Annotated in this window: 21 protein-coding genes; 5 read left to right on the top strand and 16 right to left on the bottom strand. The window is 68.7% G+C overall.

Going from position 1 to position 21,967, the window contains the following annotated elements; translation table 11 throughout:
* Positions 1–61: 61 nt before the first annotated feature.
* From G9Q41_RS17935 to G9Q41_RS17915, 5 genes are all read right to left on the bottom strand, one after another.
* The gene (locus G9Q41_RS17935) at positions 62–2,176 is read right to left on the bottom strand and encodes a bifunctional diguanylate cyclase/phosphodiesterase (protein ID WP_165633040.1); all 2,115 of its coding nucleotides are present in this window, start codon (positions 2,174–2,176) and stop codon (positions 62–64) included.
* A gap of 442 nt (positions 2,177–2,618) precedes the next feature.
* The gene (gene gdhA, locus G9Q41_RS17930; RefSeq protein WP_165633039.1) at positions 2,619–3,962 is read right to left on the bottom strand and encodes an NADP-specific glutamate dehydrogenase; all 1,344 of its coding nucleotides are present in this window, start codon (positions 3,960–3,962) and stop codon (positions 2,619–2,621) included.
* 220 nt (positions 3,963–4,182) lie between these two features.
* Positions 4,183–5,514 (bottom strand): magnesium transporter, encoded by a 1,332-nt coding sequence (gene mgtE / locus G9Q41_RS17925; RefSeq protein ID WP_092525058.1) that lies wholly within the window; start codon positions 5,512–5,514, stop codon positions 4,183–4,185.
* Between the two features lie 539 nt (positions 5,515–6,053).
* On the bottom strand, positions 6,054–6,323 hold the full coding sequence (locus G9Q41_RS17920; protein WP_092525056.1) for a hypothetical protein: 270 nt from the start codon (positions 6,321–6,323) through the stop codon (positions 6,054–6,056).
* Positions 6,324–7,005: 682 nt separating this feature from the next.
* Positions 7,006–7,566 carry a hypothetical protein gene (locus G9Q41_RS17915; protein ID WP_092525054.1) on the bottom strand — a complete coding sequence of 187 codons (561 nt, stop codon included), beginning with the start codon at positions 7,564–7,566 and terminating at the stop codon, positions 7,006–7,008.
* A gap of 210 nt (positions 7,567–7,776) precedes the next feature.
* On the opposite strand from G9Q41_RS17915, the gene G9Q41_RS17910 reads away from it, so the two are divergent.
* Together G9Q41_RS17910 and G9Q41_RS17905 are read left to right on the top strand one after the other, a co-directional pair.
* Positions 7,777–8,334, top strand: a complete 558-nt coding sequence (locus tag G9Q41_RS17910; protein ID WP_092527779.1) for a peptidylprolyl isomerase — start codon at positions 7,777–7,779, stop codon at positions 8,332–8,334.
* 62 nt (positions 8,335–8,396) lie between these two features.
* Positions 8,397–9,317, top strand: a complete 921-nt coding sequence (locus tag G9Q41_RS17905; protein ID WP_347567559.1) for a rhomboid family intramembrane serine protease — start codon at positions 8,397–8,399, stop codon at positions 9,315–9,317.
* A gap of 341 nt (positions 9,318–9,658) precedes the next feature.
* Here the strand turns inward: G9Q41_RS17905 and G9Q41_RS17900 are convergent, their stop codons facing one another.
* Together G9Q41_RS17900 and G9Q41_RS17895 are read right to left on the bottom strand one after the other, a co-directional pair.
* Entirely contained in the window at positions 9,659–9,814 is a 156-nt protein-coding gene (locus G9Q41_RS17900; RefSeq protein WP_092525050.1) for a hypothetical protein, read from the bottom strand.
* Positions 9,815–9,864: 50 nt separating this feature from the next.
* On the bottom strand, positions 9,865–10,695 hold the full coding sequence (locus G9Q41_RS17895) for a class E sortase (protein WP_347567558.1): 831 nt from the start codon (positions 10,693–10,695) through the stop codon (positions 9,865–9,867).
* A 260-nt stretch (positions 10,696–10,955) separates the two neighbouring features.
* Between G9Q41_RS17895 and crgA the strand changes: the two genes are divergently transcribed.
* Positions 10,956–11,222, top strand: a complete 267-nt coding sequence (gene crgA / locus G9Q41_RS17890; protein WP_092525046.1) for a cell division protein CrgA — start codon at positions 10,956–10,958, stop codon at positions 11,220–11,222.
* A 90-nt stretch (positions 11,223–11,312) separates the two neighbouring features.
* Positions 11,313–11,777: a PH domain-containing protein gene (locus G9Q41_RS17885; protein WP_165633038.1), complete on the top strand. Its 465-nt coding sequence runs from the start codon at positions 11,313–11,315 to the stop codon at positions 11,775–11,777.
* A 94-nt stretch (positions 11,778–11,871) separates the two neighbouring features.
* Here G9Q41_RS17885 and G9Q41_RS17880 read toward each other — a convergent pair whose 3' ends face one another.
* Both G9Q41_RS17880 and G9Q41_RS17875 read right to left on the bottom strand, forming a co-directional pair.
* Positions 11,872–12,510 (bottom strand): TrkA family potassium uptake protein, encoded by a 639-nt coding sequence (locus G9Q41_RS17880; protein ID WP_017972671.1) that lies wholly within the window; start codon positions 12,508–12,510, stop codon positions 11,872–11,874.
* Positions 12,511–12,538: 28 nt separating this feature from the next.
* On the bottom strand, positions 12,539–13,936 hold the full coding sequence (locus G9Q41_RS17875; protein ID WP_347567557.1) for a potassium transporter TrkG: 1,398 nt from the start codon (positions 13,934–13,936) through the stop codon (positions 12,539–12,541).
* A gap of 215 nt (positions 13,937–14,151) precedes the next feature.
* Between G9Q41_RS17875 and G9Q41_RS17870 the strand changes: the two genes are divergently transcribed.
* Positions 14,152–14,793, top strand: coding sequence for an aminodeoxychorismate/anthranilate synthase component II (locus G9Q41_RS17870; protein ID WP_092525042.1), 642 nt, complete (start codon positions 14,152–14,154; stop codon positions 14,791–14,793).
* Positions 14,794–14,980: 187 nt separating this feature from the next.
* Here the strand turns inward: G9Q41_RS17870 and G9Q41_RS17865 are convergent, their stop codons facing one another.
* From G9Q41_RS17865 to G9Q41_RS22435, 7 genes are all read right to left on the bottom strand, one after another.
* Positions 14,981–15,838 (bottom strand): hypothetical protein, encoded by an 858-nt coding sequence (locus tag G9Q41_RS17865; RefSeq protein WP_165633037.1) that lies wholly within the window; start codon positions 15,836–15,838, stop codon positions 14,981–14,983.
* The gene (locus tag G9Q41_RS17860) at positions 15,839–16,183 is read right to left on the bottom strand and encodes a type VII secretion target (RefSeq protein WP_165633036.1); all 345 of its coding nucleotides are present in this window, start codon (positions 16,181–16,183) and stop codon (positions 15,839–15,841) included.
* A 5-nt stretch (positions 16,184–16,188) separates the two neighbouring features.
* Entirely contained in the window at positions 16,189–16,650 is a 462-nt protein-coding gene (locus G9Q41_RS17855; RefSeq protein ID WP_165633035.1) for a YbaB/EbfC family nucleoid-associated protein, read from the bottom strand.
* Between the two features lie 121 nt (positions 16,651–16,771).
* On the bottom strand, positions 16,772–17,599 hold the full coding sequence (locus tag G9Q41_RS17850) for a hypothetical protein (protein WP_165633034.1): 828 nt from the start codon (positions 17,597–17,599) through the stop codon (positions 16,772–16,774).
* Between the two features lie 95 nt (positions 17,600–17,694).
* Positions 17,695–18,105 (bottom strand): nuclear transport factor 2 family protein, encoded by a 411-nt coding sequence (locus G9Q41_RS17845; RefSeq protein ID WP_092525040.1) that lies wholly within the window; start codon positions 18,103–18,105, stop codon positions 17,695–17,697.
* 118 nt (positions 18,106–18,223) lie between these two features.
* The gene (gene pknB, locus G9Q41_RS17840; RefSeq protein ID WP_165633033.1) at positions 18,224–20,197 is read right to left on the bottom strand and encodes a Stk1 family PASTA domain-containing Ser/Thr kinase; all 1,974 of its coding nucleotides are present in this window, start codon (positions 20,195–20,197) and stop codon (positions 18,224–18,226) included.
* Positions 20,194–21,966, bottom strand: a complete 1,773-nt coding sequence (locus G9Q41_RS22435; RefSeq protein ID WP_092525036.1) for a serine/threonine-protein kinase — start codon at positions 21,964–21,966, stop codon at positions 20,194–20,196. The genes pknB and G9Q41_RS22435 overlap by 4 nt, the downstream gene beginning before the upstream one ends.
* Between the last annotated feature and the right edge of the window lies 1 nt (position 21,967).

The raw sequence follows: 21,967 nt of genomic DNA, 5'->3' as shown, positions 1-21,967 counted from the left end.
CCGAGCGGGCCGAGCAGTCGGCATGCGAGTCGACACCGCGGGAGCAATTATGTGAGCGTGGTCACAATCCGGGGCTCGGTGCGGGGGTGGTGGCGAGGTACTCGCGGAACCGGTCGGCGGGCAGCGGTGCGGAGAACAGGTAGCCCTGGTACGCATCGATTCCGATGGCGCGGAGCAGGTGGTGCTGAGTTGCGTTCTCCACGCCCTCGGCGATGCAGGTCAGCCCCATGGTGCGGGCGAGTTCGGCCACGGCCCGGGCGATCCCAAGGTCGGTGATCTCGGTTCCGAGCCCGGAGACGAACTTCCGGTCGAGCTTGATGATCTGCGTGGGCAGGTCCTTGAGCCTGGCCAGCGAGGAGTAGCCGCTGCCGAAGTCGTCCATGGCGAACCGCACCCCGGTCTCGGTGAGCTCGCGCATGGCCTGGAGAGGTTGTTCCTCCAGCTCAGCGATGACCGTCTCGACCATCTCCAGCACCAGGTTCTCGGGCGAGGTTCCCGCCTCGCTGATCGCCGCGGAGACCTCCTCGGTGAAGTCCGGTTGTCCGGGGCGCAGCCCGGCCAGGTTCACCGCGACACCCACCGGACGGCCGTCCGGGCACCGCCAACCGACCGACTCGCGCAGCGCGGTGCGCAGCACGCAGCGGTCCAGCTCGGCCAGCAGTCCGCCGTGTTCGGCCACGGTGAGCACGACGTCCGGGCTGAGCGGTCCGTGCTCGGGATGGCTCCACCGCAGCAGTGCCTCGGCCAGGACCACGGAGCCGTCGTTGGCGAGGACGGGCTGGTAGTGCACCCCCAGCCGGTCGTTGCTGAGTGCCTCCCGCAGCTGTTCCTCCATGGCGAGCTGGTCGATTCCCGCCCGGCTGGGCAGCACACGGCCGAGGGCTATGTTCGTCTGGCCCTGGCCGCGCACCCGGTCCTGGAACATCGCCGCCTCGGCGGACTGCATGAGCTCCGTCAGGTTCGTCTCGGGGGACCCGATCACCGTGGATCCGACCGAGGCCGAGACGTGCACCATTCGCTCGTGCAACCGCACGTCCATACGGAAGAGCTCGCTCACGCGGCGGGTGAACTCCTCCAGGCTGCCGAAGACGTCGATGTCGGAGCAGAAGACCACGAACTCGTCCCCGTAGAAGCGGGCCGGGGTGCACTTCGGCGGCAGTTCTGTGGTCAAGCGCTCGGCCACGGCCGCGAGCAGCTCGTCACCGGCCGCGTGGCCCAGCGAGTCGTTCACGCGCTTGAAGTTGTTCAGGTCGCAGAACAGCACCGCGACCTTCTCGGCGATGCTGTGGGACAGCAGATCGGACAGCAGCTCCTCGGAGCCCCTGCGGTTGAGCAGTCCGGTCGTGGCGTCGTGGGTGGCCTGGTAGCGCAAGGCCTCGGTGTGGCGCACCTGGGCGGTCACGTCGTGAAAGGCCAGCAGCCACGACCGGCTCCCGTCGTCGCGCACCGATGCGGTGCTGCGCAGCTGGCACAGCACCGGCTCTCCGTCGGAGCGGGCCAGCACCCGGTGCGGCACGGGTTCGCCCACGTTCCGCCCGCCGGGGCTGTTCGGGCTGGGGAACAGTCCCCCGCCCTCGTCGCTGGGGTGCAGGAAGTCGTGCTCGGCCATGGTGAAGAAGTCCTGCAGCTGGTAGCCGAGCAGCTCCCCCAGAGCGCCGTTGGCGTCGAGCAGGTGCCCGGCCTGGTCGAACAGCGCTATCCCGACCGGGGCGAGTTCGAACAGGTCGGTGAAGCGGCGCATCGAGCGCTGCTGGCGCGCCCCGACCTCGCTCTCGTCGCGGGTGATCTTGATGAACCCGTCCAGCTTGCCCGCGGGGGAGCGCTGCGCGGTGATCACCACGTGGGCCCAGAACCGGCTGCCGTCCTTGCGCACCCGCCAGCCCCGGTCGATGAAGAAGCCGTGCGCGGTGGCCTGCTCCAGCTCCCACCGCGGGTATCCGGATGCGGCCGCTCCCTCGGGGTAGAACAGGGAGAAGTGCCGGCCGATGACCTCCTCGCTGCTGTAGCCCTTCAGCCGGGCCGCGCTGGCGTTCCAGCTGGCCACGTGTCCGGTCGTGTCGAGCGAGAAGATCGCGTACTCGCGCATGTCCTCGGCTGCGAGGACCTTGACAGGGTCAGTTTGGGCCGTCGGGTTTTCGGCGGACTCGTCGAACGTCCCGGACTCCTGCTGCTCCATGTCGGTTCCCCCAACGTGGCGGAGTGGTCGTGGGAGGTCGCGGTTCCGCCCGGGGCGAGCTCGTCCGCGGAAGAGGCCGAGCGCCTCCTCGGGGCGGCGGCGTAGCTCCTCCGGCAGCCTCGGAGGAGAGGCCCACGGTCGTTACCGCTTTCCCGTGAGACTTCGGGCCACCATACATACCCACAGATGGGGGGTGCGCATGCCGCGCGCCGCGGGGCGTTCGTGGGGCTGGGCGACAGCGGCGGACCGCTCCCGGACGGGCGCCGCCCGACGTCGCGGGGCGCCCGAGGCGAGACCTCGACCGGGGGCGGCTCATCGGAACCAGCCGAGCGAACCGAGCCGCGCTCTCCAGCAGCGGCCGGTGGACGGGAGGGTTTCGCCGGGGCCGTGGCCGGGGGCGAAACCCGTTCCGCGTTCCTTCGAACAGTCCTGTGGCGGGGTGCTAGATCAGGCCGAGCGCGAGCATGGCGTCGGCGACCCTGGTGAAGCCCGCGATGTTGGCCCCGGCCGTGTAGTCGCCGGGCATCCCGTACTCCTCCGCCGTCGCGTAGCAGCGGTCGTGCACGGAGATCATGATCTCCTCCAGCCGCTGCTCGGTGAACTCCCTGGACCAGGAGTCCCGCGAGGCGTTCTGCTGCATCTCCAGCGCCGAGGTGGCCACTCCGCCCGCGTTGGCCGCCTTGCCCGGCCCGAAGGCCACACCGGCCTCCCGGAAGACGCGAACTCCTTCCGGGGTGGTCGGCATGTTGGCGCCCTCACCGACCGCGAGGCACCCGTTCTGCACCAGGGCGCCCGCCTCCTTGCCGGTGATCTCGTTCTGCGTGGCCGAGGGCAGCGCCACCTCGCAGGGGATCTCCCAGACCTGCCGGTTCGGCACGTACTTCGCCGCCCGGCGCCGCTCGGCGTACTCCGCGAGCTTGCCGCGCTCCTGCTCCTTGATCTGCTTAACGAGGTCCACGTCGACGCCGTTCTCGTCGAGCACGTACCCCTCGGAGTCGGAGCAGGCCACCACGTGGCCGCCGAGCTCCTGCACCTTCTGCATCGTGTAGATCGCCACGTTGCCGGAGCCGGAAACGACCGTGCGCTTCCCGTCGAAGGACTGCCCGCGGGCGCTCAGCATCTCCTTGACGAAGAAGGTGTTGCCGTACCCGGTGGCCTCGGTGCGGATGTGCGAACCGCCGAACACCCCGCTCTTGCCCGTCAGCACACCGGACTCGTAGCGGTTGGTGAGTCGCTTGTACTGCCCGAACAGGTAACCGATCTCGCGTCCGCCCACCCCGATGTCACCGGCGGGCACGTCGGTGTACTCGCCGAGGTGCCGGTGCAGCTCGGTCATGAAGCTCTGGCAGAAGGCCATGATCTCCTGGTCCGAGCGCCCCTTGGGGTCGAAGTCGGCGCCGCCCTTGCCGCCTCCGATCGGCAGCCCCGTCAGCGCGTTCTTGAAGACCTGCTCGAAGCCGAGGAACTTGATGATCCCCTGGTAGACGGAGGGGTGGAAGCGGAGCCCGCCCTTGTAGGGGCCCAGCGCGCTGTTGAACTCCACCCGGAAACCGCGGTTGATCTGCACCTGCCCCTGGTCGTCCTGCCACGGAACGCGGAAGATGACCTGCCGCTCCGGTTCGCAGATGCGTTCGATGATCTTGGCCTGCGCGTACTCCGGGTGCTTGCCCATCACCACGCCGACGCTCTCGAGCACTTCCCGGACCGCCTGGTGGAACTCGACCTCGCCGGGGTTGCGCGCGACCACCTGGTCGTAGATGGGGTCCAATGACTCGTGCAATGCCATCCTCATTCCTCTTCCCGTTTCGGGCCAACGTATGCGGCCCCACCCGCCGCGCTGAAGGGCTCGCGGCGGGTGGGGCGATGAGATATCTCGTCTTGCGCGGAACCGATGTTCCGTTTTCCGGAAATTTCGCCGCCCTGAGGAGGACCCGCTCCCGGCCGACGGGAGTCCGGGGCTGCTCGTGGTGGGGGAGGCCCGGGGCCGATCCCCGGGTGAGCACCGGTCAGATCCCCAGGAAGGCCTTGGCCACCATGAAGTAGATGATAAGCCCGGTGGCGTCGACGAGCGTGGTCACCAGGGGAGTGGAGATCACTGCCGGATCGATGCTGACCCGCTTGGCCAGCAGCGGCATCGTCGCTCCGATCATGGCCGCCCACCCGCACACGGCGACCAGGGAGACGGCCAGCGTCGCCGCCACCCCCACGCCCACGAAAGCGGTGCCGATGCCCAGGCCGAGAACGGCCAGCGTGACCCCGAGGGTGAGCCCAACGCGGCACTCCCGCCAGGCGACGCGGAGCACGTCCCCGGTGCGCACCTCGCCGACGGCGAGGGCGCGCACCGAGGCGGTGGCCGCCTGCGCCCCCGCGTTGCCCCCGGTTCCGATGAGCAGCGGGACGAACAGCGCCAGCGTGGTCACTTCCTCGAGGGTGGACTCGAAGAACTGCAGGACGTTGACGGTCAGCGTGGCCGCGACGATGAGCAGCAGCAGCCAGACCACGCGGGAGCGCGCCAGCTGGAGCACCGAGACGGACATGTAGTGCCCGCTCCACGGGCTCGCCGCGGCCTGGCGCGCGATGTCCTCGCTGTCTGCGGCCTCGATGAGTTCCACGGCGTCGTCGATGGTGAGCAGCCCGAGCACGCGTTCCTCGCTGTCGACGACGGGCAGGTCCAGCAGGTTGGCGTCCTGCATGAGCCGGGCGGAGTCCTCGGCGTTCTCGCCGGCCCTCACCCGCAACCTCTCCGGGTCGGCCAGTTCGGAGACCCGCCGCTGCCCCGGGGCCAGCACCAGGTCCCGCAGGGAGACGGTCCCGATGAAGTGACGCCGGTCGTCGACGACGAGCAGGGTGTAGACGGTCTCGGCGTCGGGGCCGCGCTCGTGGATCCTGGAGAGCGCCTCGGAGGCGGTCAGGTCCTGGCGCAGGGTCACCGTCTCCGGGGTCATGTAGCGCCCGACCGACCCCTCCGGGTAGCCGAGCAGCGCCGCCGTCGTGGCGCGCTCCTGGGGGCTGAGCCCGACCAGCACCCGGTTCACGAACTTGGCCGGGGACTCCCCGAGCAGTCGGACGCGATCGTCCGGGTCCATGGCCTCGACCAGCTCCCGGAACGAGTGGTCGCGCAGCCCGGCCAGCACCTTCTGCTGCTCGGGAGGGTCGAGCTCCTCGAACACCGCCAGCGCTTCGTCCTTGCCGAGCAGGCGGAACAGGAGCACGGCGTGCAGTTCGTCGGTGCGGCCGAGTTCATCGGCGATCTCGTGCGGCTGGTGTTCGGCGAGCCACTGCTGCAGTGCGGCGATCTCGTTGCGCTCCAGCAGGTCATGCACGGTGGCCCGTGACATGTTCTCCCTTTCCGCTCGCGGAACGACTCTGCGCGGCGTTCACGGGGCTCTTCGATTCGGGTTGCCGGGTGCGGCCGCGGTGAGCGGCGGTGGTCCGCTCGGAGGGGTGTCGTCCGCTCATCCCGCGGTTCCGCTGTCGACGGAGTGCTGCCGACCACGGTACGGGCGGCGAGGTGTTCGGCGCGCGCTGTGCGGTGGTTCTTCCGTGCGGGGGAGGGGTGGTGTTCGCGGGTCGTTGCTCGGGCGGGCTCCGCGGCGGAAGTGCCTCGGCCCGGTCGGCTCGGTCGGTTCGGCACCACGCGAACGCTTCGCGGGGACGTGTGCCGGGCCACGTTCCGGGGGTGTTCAGCGGGGCGACATCGTTCCTGCCGGTGCGAAAGGGCGGGCACGCTGCTGGGTGGCAGCCGGGTCCTTCGCCCGTCCGGGAAGTGTTGAGGGGAGCGGCGGCGATCGTGCCCGCTCGATGTCGGGCACCCGCTCCCGGGAACCGGCGGAAGTCTCCGCCGAGTGACCACCCGTGCGGACCGGGCCGGTGCGCCCTACTGGTCCGTGCCCGGTTGCGCGTGCCGTCCCGAACCGCTTCCGGAGTCCTGATCGGTTCCCTCGGCGGGTTCGTCCGGGACCGGGGACAGCGGGGTGACCTCGTCCTCGTTGTCGCGGTGCCTACCGCTGAGCGCGTCGTTGACGAGCAGCTCGGCGAATTCCGGTGGGGAAGACACGCGCAGATCGGACTCGGTCGGGTCCGCCAGCTCGCGGGTGAGTTCGGCGAAGATCGGGTTGTTCGTCTCGTCCGTGGCGTTGTTGCTCATCTTCTCCTCCCAAATCGGTCGAAAACCTCGACACCGTCGATTCTGGCCCGCTGACCGGCCGGTCCCTGGCAGGTGGTCTCGGCGTGTGCGCCGAAATCGCTCGGGTGGTCGGTGCTCCCTCGACTGTTCTCCTTCGCGTTCCCTCGGCCGTGGGACGTGGGGAGGAGTCCGTCTCCCCGTTCACGGACTCCTCCCCCGCCCGCCCCGCTCGCCCTCCCACGAGCCGGCGAGCCGGGGCCCCGAATGCGACATCCGGGGCGGGTGATCCCCCCGGAGTCACCCGCTGTGGACGGGACGGGCGGGTTGCTCGGGCATGACGCGGTTTCACGAAAAGAGTTGATTTCTTTCGTGGAGGAAGTTTCGATCCCAAAGGAAGGCCGGGCGAGCGCCCGTGGTTCGGCTGCCCGCCGGTCGAGTGCTCGCCGGGGGGCGGCGTGGAGGCCCGCAGGAAGTTCGCACCGGAGGTGGTGCGGGGCTCGACACGCGCGGGGAAGACGAGCGAGACGAGGCGCGCCTCGCGTGCCCCGCGGGGCCGGGGCTGGCACGCGGGCGGGCGGAGAGCTCATCGGCCCGCCCGCGTGCCTCCTGGAAAGATGGCCGGGGCGAGTTCGGAACACGCGCTCACCGGAGCGCGGGAAGTTCCCCCGGCCGAGTCCTCACGTCAGGAGGACGGAGAACTTGCTCAGCGGTTCTCCGAGCTCTGCTGGGACCGGACACCGGAAACCTGCCCGTTCTCGGTGGAGGAGGGCTGCTCGTCCGTCCCGCTCGGTTTGAACTGGCCGCCGTCGTCGATCGGGAGCTCCTCCGGCCTGCGCGACAGCACTGCCGCCGCGGCGCCGGCGAGCCCGGCCAGCAGCAGCACGATCCAGGGCCACTTGCGCCGCTTGGGCTTGGCCGGGTCGATGCGACCGGCTAACTCCTTGCGCGCGACCTTCGCGCCCTTGGCGAGCTGCTTGCGCTGCTTCGCGGTGCGCTTGTCCCACTCCTTGCGGGCCTTCTTGCCGCGCTTGGCCAGCTCCTTGCGCGACATTCCGGTGGCGCGCTGGGCGATCCGCTCCTGCAGGTCGTCGGTGGAGATTCCGCGCTCGGCCAGTTCCTGCTCGGCCAGTGCCACCGCCTGCCTGGTCACGTCCGAACCGACGCGGCTCGCCCTGGCCGCGCCCGTCCGGGCGGTGCGGACTCCGGTGCCCATGGCCCTGCCCACGTTCTCCCCCGCGCGGGACATCGCCTTGACCTCGTCCATGCTCTCGCCTCCTAGTGGTGGGCTCCTCACGAGCCCGTGGTCCGGTGGCACCTGATCGTTCGTCCCGCCACGGCGACCGCGGCGATCGACGGACGTCGGGGCGCGGAAACTCGTGGCGTCTCCATCCCGGGTACCGCGATGTCGATGACGATCAAACCCCATACTGCACCCTGCGGCGGCGGGTGTGCTCGGCGATGGGACAATGTGACGGTGGCAGAAGACAATGGATCGCTTGTGGGGAAGTCGGTCACCGCGACCTTGCACACGACGCAGGGTGCGATCAGGGTGGTCCTCTTCCCGAACCAGGCTCCCAAGACGGTGACCAATTTCGTGGAGCTCGCCGAGGGAACCGCGGAGTACACCGAGCCGAACGCCCGGGGAGAACGGTCCGGTCCTTTCTACGACGGTGTGATCTTCCACCGGGTCATCGACGGGTTCATGATCCAGACCGGTGACCCGACCGGCACGGGTCGTGGCGGTCCCGGCTACGAGTTCGCCGACGAGTTCCACCCGGAGCTGCAGTTCAACCGTCCGTACCTGCTGGCCATGGCCAATGCGGGGCCGAACACCAACGGGTCGCAGTTCTTCATCTCGGTGGCGCCGACGACGTGGTTGAACTACAAGCACACCATCTTCGGCGAGGTGGCCGACCAGGAGTCGCGTGACGTGGTCGACGCGATCGCGCACACCGCGACCGGCCAGGGCGACCGCCCGGTCAACGACATCGTCATCGAGAAGGTCACCATCGAACGTGGTGAATCCGCCTAGGCCCTTTTCGAGCAGACGCGTGAGCGTCGAGCCGACGGGCCACGTGTGTAGTGGGGCCTGACGTGAACGTTCCGCCCGAACAGCCCGACGAGCAGCACGGGGCGCAGCCCATGCCCGGCTGCACCCGTCACCCGGATCGACCCACCGGCCTGCGCTGCACTCGTTGCGAGCGTCCGGCCTGCCCGGACTGCCTGCGCGAGGCCAGCGTCGGCTACCACTGCGTGGACTGCGTCCGCCAGCAGCAGCGCAACACCCGCGAACCGGTGACGATCGCCGGAGCCAGGCTCGGCGGCAAACCGATCGTGGTTCCGGTGCTGATCGCGGTGAACGTGCTGCTGTTCGTGCTCAGCGCCGTTCAGGCCGGATCCGTTGCGGGGAACTCCGGATCGGAGCTCTTCCTCCGGTGGGAGATGGTCCCCATACAGGTCGCGGCAGGCGAGTGGTGGCGCGTGGTCACCTCCGGTTTCCTGCACCAGGGAATGATCCACCTGCTGGTCAACATGATCGCCCTGTGGATCGTCGGCCGCGACCTGGAGATGGTGCTCGGCCGCATCCGCTTCAGCGCGGTCTACCTGCTCGGGCTGCTCGGCGGCAGCATGTTCGTGTTCCTGTTCGGCTCGGTGCTCCAGCCCGTGGTGGGCGCCTCCACCGCGCTGTACGGCCTGTTCGGCGGGATCGCCGTCGCGGCGTGGCGACTGAAGCTGAACATGCGGCCGATCCTGCTGGTGATCGGCCTCAACGTGGTGCTGACCCTGAGCATCCCCGGCATATCGCTGCTCGGCCACCTCGGCGGCCTGGTGCTGGGCACGGCGGCCACGGCCGCGCTGATCTACGCACCGGCGAACCGGCGCCTCGTGTGGCAGTCCGGAGCGCTGGTGGCGCTGCTGCTGGTGCTGCTCGCGGCGATGGTCACGCGGGACGTTGCGCTGGGGCAGACGGTTTGCGGGATGGTGCGTGGTGAGTACAGGTGCTATTCCCTCTAGGTTCGGCGGTGCCGGTTGCTTGGGTGGTCACTTGGCGGAACCTCTCGCGGGCTCTCGCTCCGGCGAGGCCCGACATCGGGTAGCGGCCTACACAACGTCGGGCCTTCCTCGCGAGAGCACCACGAGAGAACCCGCGGTCGGTCGGGTTGCCTGGGCTCACAGCGCTTGCGTTGAACGGCGTGTTTTGGCCTGGAGTTCTGTTCGGGTTTTGCGTCGACTCGGTTTGCTCGCGGCGGTGTCGGTGGATCGGGCTCAAAGCGCTTGCGTTGGTGTGGACCCCTCGATTGGGAGTTCCGGTCGGGAATTCCTGGTGAGCCGCTCGGCGCCCCCGGAAGTGGTGGTCACTCCAGCGTGGGGTCGCCGAAGGGCAGTCGCGGCTCGACCCACGGGAAGACCACGAACAGCAGCAGCGCCACGACCGCCGCGATCAGCACCAGCGCCTGGAGCACCCTGATCGGCAACGGCCCGGGCAGGTGCCGCCAGATCCACGCGTACACTCACACCACCTCCGTCCGGTCGCTGCTGGTCGCACCCGTTCCCACGGGCCTCACCCCTCCGCGAGCTCGGGAGGACGCAGCTCGGGCCGATCGCCCACCTTCGGGTAGCGCTTGGTCAGCACACCGTGCACGATCATGCGCTCGTCCGCCGAGTACTCGGGGTGGCAGGTGGTCAGCGTGATCAGCCTGCTCCGCCACTCCTCCGGCACCGTTCCGGGAGCTCGCCCCGGAACCGGGTTGATCACCTCGCGCCGGGCGGGCTCGACCACGGTCCTGCCGCGCACCCCCTGGTAGGGCCCTCCGATCGGAGCCACCCCCGAGCACTTCGGCCCCCGCTCCGAGCTGTTCCACCCCGCGGCCTCCCCGCGCATGGGCAGCACCCGGTAGACGAACCACTCGGCCCTGGTCTCGACCACCAGCGCAGCGCAGGACCGCAGCTCGTCGAGCTCGGCGAACGGGGCCATGCGCCCCGAGCGGTGGCCCGCCACGGCGAAGTTGCCCCGCTGCCCCGGCAGGGCGGTGTCCGCGTAGTGCCCCGGACCCGCGGCCAGGCTTTCCCGATCGGTCCCCTCCAGCACGGTGAACGGGAACTCCGGTCCCAGCTCCGGTACGTAGAGCCTGGCGAAGCCGTTGCCGGGCATGGGCTCGAGCCGCTGCTCGCCGCCCGAGGGACGATCCCAGCGTTGGCGCAGCTCGTCGGTGGCCGCTTCCTGCTTGCGCGCGGAGAACCAGCTGGTCACCTGGATCTCGTAGAAGACGAACAGCAGCACGACCAGCCCGAGCGTGATCAGCAGTTCTCCGAGTCCGCGCAGCACGGAACGCGAACGGTTCGGCCTCGGATCCGGTGGTGGCGCCTGTGGGGCGGCCCGCGGGATTGTCACCGTGCAGCTCCTCCCCGAATTCGTTCGAGGGATCTCGCGGGAAGCATACGGGTTGTTCGGAAAATCCCGAGATTGCGTTAACGTGTGAGTGTAGATGGGTCGCCGTGGGGCGATTCGGTGCGAACCCGGTCGGGCGGGACGAGGTCGGCCCTTCCGGGGACTTCCGGGTCACCTCGCCGCGCGGCGCACGGAACGTGTCGAGGAGGCCGAGCTCGGCCGCAGGGCGGCGGGGATCGGCCGAACCACCTGGCGAGGACACCATGCCCAAGTCAAAGGTCCGCAAGAAGACCTCCACACCCCCGCCGGTCGACCGCCGAACACCGGTGAAGGCGAAGTCGGCAGGGCCCTCGCACCCGATCTATGTCGGCGTGATGCTCGGCATGATGCTGCTGGGCCTGCTGTGGTTGGTCGTCAACTACCTGGCGGGCCCGAAGATCCCCTTCATGGCCGAGCTGGGGCCGTGGAACTTCGCCGTCGGCTTCGGTTTCATGATCATCGGGCTGCTGATGACCATGAAATGGCGGTGAGCGCGCCGCGAAGCGGGCTCCGGCGAATCACACGGATGTAACCTATCCCCATGTGGACAACTCCTGTGGACAACTCCGTGCGGGGCTGTCGTGCAGCAGGCTGACGAAGCGGGAGGCGCGGGAACCGGTGGAGGCCTGCGCTGGAGCACCTCACCGGCCCTCATCGGGATCGGCTGGGTGCTGGCCTGCGCGCTCGGCCTGAGCCTGTTGCTGACCGGCAACGCTGTGGACACGACTTTCGTCGCCGCGGGAGCGCTGCTGGTCGCGAGCGCCTCCGGCTGCCTGAGCCACCTGCGTCCGCGGCTGCGGGCCGACTCCGCGGGGATCACGGTGCGCACGCTGGGCGGGCAGCACAGCTGGTCCTGGGAGCGGGTTTCCCTCCGGATCAGCAGGACGAGACGTCTCGGACGTGACACGCCCGTCCTCGAGCTGGACGTGCCCGAGGGGGACGTGCTCGGCGGACTTCTCGTGCTCGGCCGGTTCGACCTGGGCACGGAGCCGACCGAGGTCGCCGAGCAGCTCGAACGACTGCGCCGTCAGCTGCCCCCCGAGTAGGTCGCTACCCGATGTCGGGCCTCGCCGGAGCGAGAGCCCGCGAGAGGTTCCGCCACGCAACCACCCAAGCGAAAGGACCCGCCGCCCCTCCCCCTCAAGTCAGGTCGGCGAAGCGCTCCACGTCCCGCGACCTCCCGGACACGATGAGAATGTCCCCGTGGTGCAGCACGGTTTCCTGGGTGGCGTAGGTGAAGCCTTCGCCGAGGCGCTTGATGCCGACGACGGTCACCCCGTACTTGCTGCGCACCCTGGTTTCGGACAAGGGGCGTTCCACCGCGGCGGCCGGGGCCCTGGTCTTGACGATCGCGTAGTCGTCCTCGAACTGGATGTAGTCGAGCATCCTGCCGGTGACCAGGTGGGCGACTCGCTCGCCCATGTCGTGCTCGGGAAGCACCACGCGGTGCGCGCCGACCCGTTCCAGGATGCGGCCGTGCTGGCGACTGACCGCTTTCGCCCAGATGTGGGGGATCTCGAAGTCGGCCAGCAGCGAGGTGGTCAGAATGCTCGCCTCCAGGTCGTCGCCGATGGCCACGACCGCCCTCCGGAAGTCGGGCACGTCGAGCTGGCGCAGCACTTCCGGGTCAGTGGTGTCGGCCACGGCCGCGTGGGTGACGGCGTCGGAGAACTGCTGAACCAGGTGCGGCCGGTTGTCCAGTGCGAGGACTTCGGAACCGCGTTCTACCAGCTCCACGGCGAGTGACCCGCCGAAGCGGCCCAGTCCAATCACGACCACGCGTGACGGGCGTGCTTTCTGCGTGTCCTTACCCAACGATCGGTCGCTCCTCCGGCAAGTCGTAGCGGCGTCCGCGCTCCCGCAGCGCGAGCGCCGAGGCCATGGTGACCGGTCCCAGCCTGCCCGTGAACATCAGGGCTGTGAGCACCAGCTCCCCCGGCTGGGGGAGGTGGTCCGTGATCCCGGTGGAGAGGCCGACGGTACCGAAGGCCGAGACGGATTCGAACAGCACGGCGTCCAGTCCGAAGGGCGTGAGCATCAGCAGTGCCAGGGTGGCCGTGAAGACCATGCCCACGGCCACCAGCACCACGGTCAGCGCCTGGCGCTGCACGTTGCTGGGGAGTTTGCGGTGCAGCACGTGCACCTGGTACTCACCGCGGACCTCGGTGAGGATGACGAAGGCCAGCAGCGCGAAGGTGGTGACCTTGATGCCGCCCGAGGTGCCCGCGCTGCCGCCGCCGATGAACATCAGCACGTCGTTGACCAGCATCGTGGTCGAGTTCATCTCGCCCACGTCGACCGTCGTGAACCCGGCTGTTCGCGGGGTGATCCCGTGGAAGACCCCGGCCATCAGCTTGCCCCCGGTTCCGAACGGTCCGAGGGTGGACGGGTTGTTCCACTCGAAGGCCAGGAAGGTGCACACGCCTATGACCAGCAGCGCAGCGTAGGTGTTGAGGGTGACTTTCGCGTGCAGCGTCCAGTGGCGCCGCTTCCCGCGCAGCTTCCTGCCGATCTCGAACAGCACGGGGAAACCCAGCCCGCCGATGATCACCGCGAACAGCACCGGCAGGCAGACCAGCGGGTCGGTGGCGTAGCGCTGGAGGCTGTCCGGGTACAGGGAGAACCCGGCGTTGTTGAACGCGGAGACGGCGTGGAAGACCCCGAAGTAGGCGGCGTGCCCCAGCGGTTGCCCGTATCCGTGCACGAACCGGGCGGTGAGCGCGCAGGATATGACCAGCTCGATGGTGAGGCTGAGGGCGATGACCCCGGCGATCACCGAGCGGATGTCGCCGAGCCCGAGGCTCTTGGTCTCGGTCTGCGCGTTGCGGCGCATCCGCAGCCCGAGCCTGCGGACCACGAGCATTCCCAGCAGCGAGGCCAGGGTCATGATGCCGAGCCCGCCCACCTGGATGAGCCCGAGGATGACCAGCTCACCGAAGGTGGACCAGTGCCCGGCGGTGTCGACAACGACCAGCCCGGTCACGCACACCGCCGAGGTGGAGGTGAACAGGGCGGTCACCCAGTTGGTGGTGCCGTGCTGGGCCGAGATCGGGAGCATCAGCAGCACGGTCCCGACCAGCACCGCGAGCGCGAAGCCGATGACCACCATCCTGGCCGGGTGGCTGGCCCGGGACAGCTTGCGCAGCGGTCGCACGACGCGCCCCGGCAGAGCGCCTGCGCGCGGTGCGTTGCCCGTGGGGCTCACGGCGCTACCACCGCGTTCGAAGCTGGCGACCGACTTGTGTCCACGAAATGCGTAGGCTATCGCACTTCGGGCCTCTCGGCCGGGTGGCCCGGGGTGTTGTCGCAGCACAACGGGTGATTCGGATGTTTCGGCCGCGTTGGCGGGGTCGCAGGCGGGGCCGCTGCGGGAGCCTTGCGGGGTCGCTTCGCGCGGTGCGCTACCCGTAGGCTGGGGTCGTGCGGGTTCTGGTGGTCGACAACTACGACAGCTTCGTCTACAACCTGGTGCAGTACCTGGCGCAGCTCGGGGCGGAGTGCGTGGTCCGCCGCAACGACGCGGTCACCGACGCCGACGTCGAGCGGGCGGACGGTGTGCTGCTCAGCCCGGGGCCGGGCACGCCGCAGCGCGCCGGGCGGTCGATGGAGCTGGTCTCGGAGTGCGCCGCCGCGGGCAAGGCCCTGCTGGGTGTGTGCCTGGGGCACCAGGCCGTCGGCGCGGCGCGAGGTGGGACCGTCGAGCGGGCCCCGGAGCTGCTGCACGGCAAGACCAGCGAGATCGAGCACGAGGGCGTCGGCGTTTTCGCCGGGCTGCCGCGGCCGGTGGTCGCGACCCGCTACCACTCGCTGACCGTCCGCCCGGACAGCGTTCCGGAGGAGTTCGAAGTCACCGCCCGCACGGCAGGCGGTGTGGTCATGGGCATGCGGCACCGCGAGCTCCCGCTGGAGGGCGTCCAGTTCCACCCCGAGTCGGTGCTGACCGAGGGCGGGCACAGGATGCTGGCCAACTGGATGGAAACCGCCGGGCACCCCGCGGAGGAGGCCACGGTGGAGCGGCTGGAGCGCGACATGCGCGAGGTGGCCGCGAACGCGCTGCGCTGAGAGCCGGTGCTTTCCGCGGGTGGGGCACCCGGGTACGGGACAGCAGAAGGTTCCGTACCCGGAGCCGCGAAAATCCGAACGGAGCCCTCGAGCCGGCTGGTTGCTCATCCGGAAGCTCGTTCCGCCGTGGTCCGGTTTCACGTGGAACGTCGGCTGCACGGCGGAACGCGGAGTCAGACTCATCCGATCATTTGTTCTTCTGGTGGGCTTGGGCGGTTTTGTTGAGCCCTTCCAGGGCGGTTTTCAGCGGTCCCAGCAGGTCTCCCAGCGCCGAGATGGTCTGGACTAGCTTCGCGATAGTGCGAGCAATCTTACCGCCTGTGGTTGCGATTCTTGTCAGCGCTTGTTCGATGACCAATGGTGCGGCAGCTCCCAGCGTTCCGGCCAGCTCGAGAGCGTAGCTGACCATGGCCCCGGCCAGGCCAGCGAGCAAGTCTCGAACCAGACTGCGTACTGCTCCGACTACCTCTGCCATCTTGTAGGAAGCGGTAGCCAGTCCGCGGGCCGCCTCGGCGGAGGACTTACACACTTCGGCGAACTCGGCTGCTTCGGCACGGTAGGCCTTGCCTGCCTCGCTCGGCCATCCGGAAGTCTCACGCACGGAGGAATCTGCATAGTCCGATCCAACGGACTTCATCGTTTTTTCGATATTGTCCCAGGTGGAAGCGTATCCCTTGATCATTCCTGGGTTTCCGGCCAAGGCATGCATCGTCGCGCGTAGCGGTTCTATGTGCTCCAGCATCCAGCTGAACAGCTGCCCTGCGACAAATCCGATCGGGTCGGTGATCGCCCCTACCGCGTCCAAGCCTATTCCGGCTCCGGCCAGCCCGACAGCGACCCAGTCCCCGCTCTCAATGCCATCGGCTATATTCGCGAAGTTGTCGGCGGTCGTGCCGCCAGCCCAGCCGGATGGACTGGAACTCTTATCGAAGTACCCTAGGGGATCTTCAGTGGGGCTAGTGAGGAAGTCGTAGTTCGAGTCGTCTCTGACGTTCGATCGATCGTCAACCAGCGAGTTATCAGAAGATTCATCCAGGATGTCCATTTAGAAATTGCTCGCTTTCAATTTCTCCATCTGGCTGGTTATTTTTTCCAATTCTGAGGACTGATCATCGTCAGTGTCTTCGTATTTCTTGGCAACGTCGCGGAGTGCTCGGGACAGTGCTTCGAAGGTCTCCGCACAACTCCGGATGCCTTGTGCTGCCGAATCTTGCGGCTGCTTGAGCAGCATCGGCAAACCCATCTGGTGACAGAGCAGCCCGTAGGCGTCGTCCAGGCCGGATACGTGTTCTGCAGCATCGGCAGCCTTCGCGGCCTTGTCCTTGAAACCGTTCACGGTGTCAGCATGTGAGCGCAGCTGTTCGGTTGATACTTTGGTCGAATCAGTCATCTCGATCACCTCCTGTGACGCGGTGCGTTCCAGTCGTCGTAGTCATCTGGAACAGCGAGGTCCATGTCTTCGGTACGGGGAGTTGAGGTCTGTTCCGGGGCGGAGTCGACTTCTGGGAAACGTTCGCGGTAGCTGCGGAGGATGTTGTTCGCGGCTTCGTCGTCACCGACTACCGACTCGGTAAGCCGTGCGACCTCCTCGCTCAGTCGCGCGTGGGCCCGGCGCATCGTCTCGTTCAGGCGAGTCGTGATCTGCTCCGGAGAGTACCTGCGCGCGTTGTTCGTTACGGTTAGCTCGGTCGGCACTCCGTTGGAGTCCACCGTGACTCGAACAGCCTGGTCGGAGGAGGTTTCGGTGATCGAAGTATTTCCCAGTTGTTCCCTGAGTTGTCCGTAGCGCTGTGCTTTTTCTTCCAGGCCACGGGCCCATTCAGCTAGTTCTTCAGCCTGCTGCCCTGGTTCGCTCATTGCCTTCCTTCATCCTTTGGGCCGGAGTACGACTCCGCACGGAGCATAGTTGTGACGACTCCTTCTCTGGGGCGGAGTCACCGAATCTCTCTGAGTCCGCGGCCGCGTTTCTGCCGGCTGATCAGCCGTCGAGTGGTGCGGTCTCCCGCGGGGGCGGTGTTCGCAGGCGTTCCCGCAGCTGTTGAGCGAGTTGCTCGGCGGCGACGGCGGGTAGCAGCACCTCGCCCTGCCGCGTCCGCACGTGCACCACCTCGCCGGTGGGAGGAGGTAGTGGTGTTCCGTCCTCCATCACCAGCACCGGCGGGGCACGGTACGGATCCCGTACTTCCGTGACCGAGACGTCGACGATCTCGTCCAGCGGGATCTGGTTCTCCTCACGCGCCAGACGCATCCAACCGATGCCGTTGGCCCCCTGCTGCAGATACCAGAACAACTGGTCAGCCGTTATGACGACCTCGCCTCGCCGGGCGGCCTGCGGAAGAAAGATCGCGTGACGCAGCGGCAGTGAAGTGGCAGCCAGGGCGCTGCCGCCAGGGGCGAACAGCTTCGCGCGGGCGACCGCAGTGAGAACTCCCGCGAGCAGGGCGAGCGCGAGCCCCGCCAGCGGGACTCCCCGGGACAGCGCAGGACCGGCCGTCGGGGGCAGGCTCCACTCCAGAGCGACCACCTGCACGGCGCAGCACAGCGCGGTGCGCAGCCCCCAGAACTCGGTGCGCTCGAGCATCTTCGTGGGACGCAGGTACCACAGGACCACCCCGAGGGACATGGCACTGACCAACAGCGCAGCGGCGTCGACTCCCGTAGGCCGGTCTCGCCACTCCGGCAGCAGCATCATCCCCACCGGCAGGGCCGCCAGCAGCAGAGTCGGGATCGCGAGGCAACCCAGCGCCAGGAGAGCTCTGCTGTGGGACCAGCGCCGGTGAAACTCCGCACGTCGGCTCGAATGCATTGCGAAGGGCGGATCACTAGCCAGGATCACGGGGGCTCCGATCGGCCGTTGAGCGGGGGGACGACTCGGGGATCATCGAACCTGACGGCTCCTGCTCAGCGCAACCTGTCCAGCGCGTCCTGCCAGGCCACCCGCAGCGGGTGGGTGTCGTAGACGAACCTGAGCTCCGCGATCAACCCGTCCGCGTCGAGGGTGATCACGTCGATGCAGTCGAAGTTCGGCGGGTTCTCGGCCGCGGCGGTCCAGTCGTAGCGGAAGCGTACGGCGGCGCGGTGCGGGTCGGTGGTGGAGACGAAGATCTCCTGGGCGGTTATCTCCGCACGCTGCAGCGTCGCCGCGAGTTCGGGGTAGAACTCCCGCGCCGGGATCTTGCCCTGCATGGGGGAGGAGACCACGCCCTCCTCGGCGAAGAGCCCCAGCACACCGGGGACGTCACCGGCGTCGAGCAGCCGCACGTAGCGCTCGACGGTCTCCGAAACCTGATGAGTCACTTCCCCCGAAGTCATACCGCGACTCTAATAGGGCTCCGTCGGCTCGATTCGCGTGGCTGAGCGGGGACGAGAAGCCCCGCGAGCCCCGCCCACCGGACCGCCGCGCTCGCGGCCGGGGGCGGGGCGGGGGAGGTCACGGGAACAGGCCGTCGCTGGGCTCGCTGGAACTGCTGGAGCTCGGCGTTTCCTGCTCCGTGCCGATGTAGAGGGTGACCTTCTGGTTCTTGTCGATCTCGGATCCCGCCGAGGGGGAGGTGGACACCACGGTGTCCTCCTTGGAGGAGTCCGGAACTGGCTTGTCCGCCGTGGAGACGTTCCCCTCGAAGCCCTTCTGGCGCAGCACCTTCTTGGCCTCGGAGGCTTCCAGTCCGCTCAGGTCGGGCATCTGCATCTGCGAACCGTTCGACACCGACAGCGTGATCGTGGAACCGGGTTCGGCCTTCGAACCTCCCGAGGGGCTCTGCTTGACCACGGTGCCCGCCTTCTCGCCCGAGTCCACCCGCTCGGTGGAGATCTCGAAGCTGGAGGAGGTCAGCGTCTGCTTGGCCTGGGCGAGCTGGAAGTTGGTGACGTCCGGGACCGGCTGCTTCTGGACGGCCTCACCGATGGTGACCCGGACCATCGTGCCCTTCATGACCTCGCCCGTTTCGCTCTGGTCCACGACCTTGTCGACCTTGCTCCGGTCCTCGACCGGCTTCGTCTGGCGCTGCGGGTCCAGCTTCAACCCCGCCTCCTGGAGCGCTCGTTGGGCCTCGGAGACGTTCATCCCGCTCAGGTCGGGCACCTTCACCTGTTCGGGACCGATCCCGTGGATCAGGGTTATCGTCCGGTCCGGTGCGTACCTGCCCTCGGCGGGCTGCTGGTTGATCACGGTGCCCTCCTCGCTGGAGGAGGAGTGCTCGTCCTGGACACGTACGTTCTGGAAACCGGCTTCCTTGACCGCGTTCTTCGCCACTTCGAGGCGCTGTCCCTGGTAGGAGCCGAGCTGGATCTTCTCGGGCTGCTGGGGGCCACCGCCGAGCATCGTCGCGGCCAGTCCGGCGACCACGGCGAAGGCGGCCACGCACGCGAAGGTGACCAGCCCGATCGTCCAGCGCCTGCGCCGCTTGCGGTCCTGCTCCTCGTAGCCGTCGTCCTCAGGGGGGAGCGCGGCAGCGGTCTCCGTCGGGGGAGCCTGCTCGTGGTTGACCCGCGTGGGCTCCGGCTCGCCCATCCGCTCGGTGTCCTCGTCCTCGGGCGCCGCCGTCAGCAGCGGCGCCTTCGGCCGCTGCCCGGACAGCACCCGGACCAGGTCCGTGCGCATGTCCGCCGCCGACTGGTAGCGGTTCTCCGGGTTCTTGCTGAGCGCCTTCAGCACCACCGCGTCCAGCGCGTCCGGGACCTGGCTGTTGGACTCGGAGGGCTTGCTCGGCTGCTCCCTGACGTGCTGGTAGGCCACGGCCACCGGCGAGTCGCCCGTGAACGGCGGGTCGCCGCAGAGCAGTTCGAACAGCACGCAACCGGAGGCGTAGACGTCGCTGCGCGCGTCGACGGTCTCCCCGCGGGCTTGCTCGGGGGAGAGGTACTGGGCCGTGCCGATGACCGCCGCGGTCTGGGTCACCGCGGCCTGGCCGTCCGCCACCGCCCGCGCGATCCCGAAGTCCATCACCTTCACCGCGCCGGAGTCGGTGATCATGATGTTGGCCGGTTTCACGTCCCGGTGCACGATGCCGTTCCGGTGGCTGAAGTCGAGCGCGGCGGAGGCGTCCGCCATGACTTCCATCGCGCGGCGCGGGGCCAGCGGACCCTCGCTCTTGACCACGTCACGCAGCGTCCTGCCGCTGACGTACTCCATGACGATGTATGGCAGCGGACCGTTCTCCGAGTCGGTCTCGCCCGTGTCGTACACGGCCACGATCGCCGGATGGTTCAGCGCGGCGGCGTTCTGGGCCTCTCGGCGGAAACGCAGCTGAAAGGTGGGGTCCCTGGCGAGGTCCGCGCGCAGCACCTTCACGGCGACATCCCGGCCGAGCCGAACGTCCCGGCCACGGTGCACCTCGGACATGCCGCCGTAACCGAGGGGGTCCTCGATCTCGTAACGGTTGGAGAGAAGTCGCGGTGAGCTCATCGCTGCGTCGTCCCGATCTGTGTCCACGAGCGTCCCATCAAATTGCCCCAAAAGCCTGTGACGGCCGATATGGTCCAGGTCTGGGTGCGGTGCGCGGTCCCCCCGACTCCATACGTACCGGCTTCCCGTATCTCACCCCGTGCGGCTGTGCCCGGCGTGGTGTGCGTGGTGGTCGACGAGATCGGCTGCTTCCGGCGCGCAGCGGAGCTCCACGAGCTGATCGCCGAGGTGGGAGCGTGCGAGAGCCACCCCTCAGGATGCCGTAACGAGCTCGTGTTGAACTCCCCCGTCGAAGCGAAATCGGCCAATCTCACACGACCCGTGGTGTTCTGTCGAACACTCTCCGAAAGTGTCACTGTTCCCGTGGTCTCGTCGTCGGTTCCGTGCGCGGGCAGTGAGAGGTAGTGGTTGTAGGCCAGCGTGGCCGCGGCGCCGCAGGCGAGCACCAGCACCACTACGACAATCACCACCCAGAGAGTCGTTCCGCGCCCCGGTCGGTGTTTCTTCGCGGGCGGTACGTACTGGTTTCCCCCCGCCGGAGGGCTTCCCGGTGCCGCCTGCGGCGGGATGACCCCGGGAGGAACCGTGCCCGAGGGCTGCGCCCCCGTGGGGTGCGGTGGCCCGGAGGGTGCACCCCCGGGGGGCGGTGTGCTCCCCGGGGGGTTCGGGAACGCGTGCCTGCCGGTCTGCTGGTGCCCGACGGCCTGCTGCTGGTTGATGGTCGGGTGCTGCGTCCCCGTCCGGGGGTGGCCGCCGTGCTGCGGGGGCGGCGTCGCCATGGGCTGCTGCGGCTGCCCGTGCTGCTGGGGAGGCACTTGCTGCGGCGTGACCTGCTGGGGCGTGACCTGCTGGGGAGGCGCGGGCTGCCCCGAGCCGGCTGGTCCCGGCGCGGGAGGAGGCTGCGAGCTCAGCGCCAGCGGTGCGGGCAGCGGTCTGCCCGCGCGCACGCTGGCCACGGCGTTGGCGAACTCCCCGCCCTCGCCGTAGCGCATGCGCGGGTCCTTGACCAGGGTGGCCTCGATCAGCGCACGCGTGCCCGGAGGCACGTCGGGCGGCAGCGGTGGTGCCATGTCGCGGATGTGCATCATCGCCACGGTCACCGCGTTGTCGGACAGGAACGGGCGGTGCCCCCGCAGGCACTCGTAACCGACCACGGCCAGCGAGTAGACGTCGCTGGAGGGGGTGGCCTCGCTGCCCAGCGCCTGCTCCGGGGAGATGTAGTGCGCGGTTCCCATGACCATCCCCGAGCGGGTGACGGGGGCCGCATCGGCGGCCTTGGCGATGCCGAAGTCCGTCAACTTGACGGTCCCGTCCGGGGTGACCAGGATGTTTCCCGGCTTCACATCGCGGTGCACCAGCCCGCGCCGATGCGCGGCGTGCAGGGCGTTGCCTGCCTGCTCCAGCATCTCCAGGGTGTGCTCGGCGGTGATGCGCCCCTCCTTGGCCAGGATCGCGGCGAGCGGCTCGCCCTCGACGTGCTCCATGACCAGGTAGGCGGTGTCCTCCGGGCCGTCCGGGACGGCCGCGGTCTCGCCGTAGTCGTGCACCGCCGCGATGCCCGGGTGGTTCAGCGAGGCGGTGGTGCGGGCCTCGGTGCGGAACCGGTGCAGGAACTCGGCGTCGCCGCACAGTTCCGGCTTGAGTATCTTGACGGCCACCGTCCGGTCCAGCCGCACGTCGACGGCCTGCCAGACTTCGCCCATGCCGCCGACCGCGATGCGCTGGGCGAGCCGATAGCGCTCGGCGAGCGTTTGACCGGAGTTCGGCACC

The organism is Actinopolyspora sp. BKK2, assembly GCF_011291845.1.
Classification (GTDB): domain Bacteria; phylum Actinomycetota; class Actinomycetes; order Mycobacteriales; family Pseudonocardiaceae; genus Actinopolyspora; species Actinopolyspora saharensis.
Note: the sequence above shows the minus strand (reverse complement) of the source record. Positions and strands in the feature narration are given on the sequence as shown.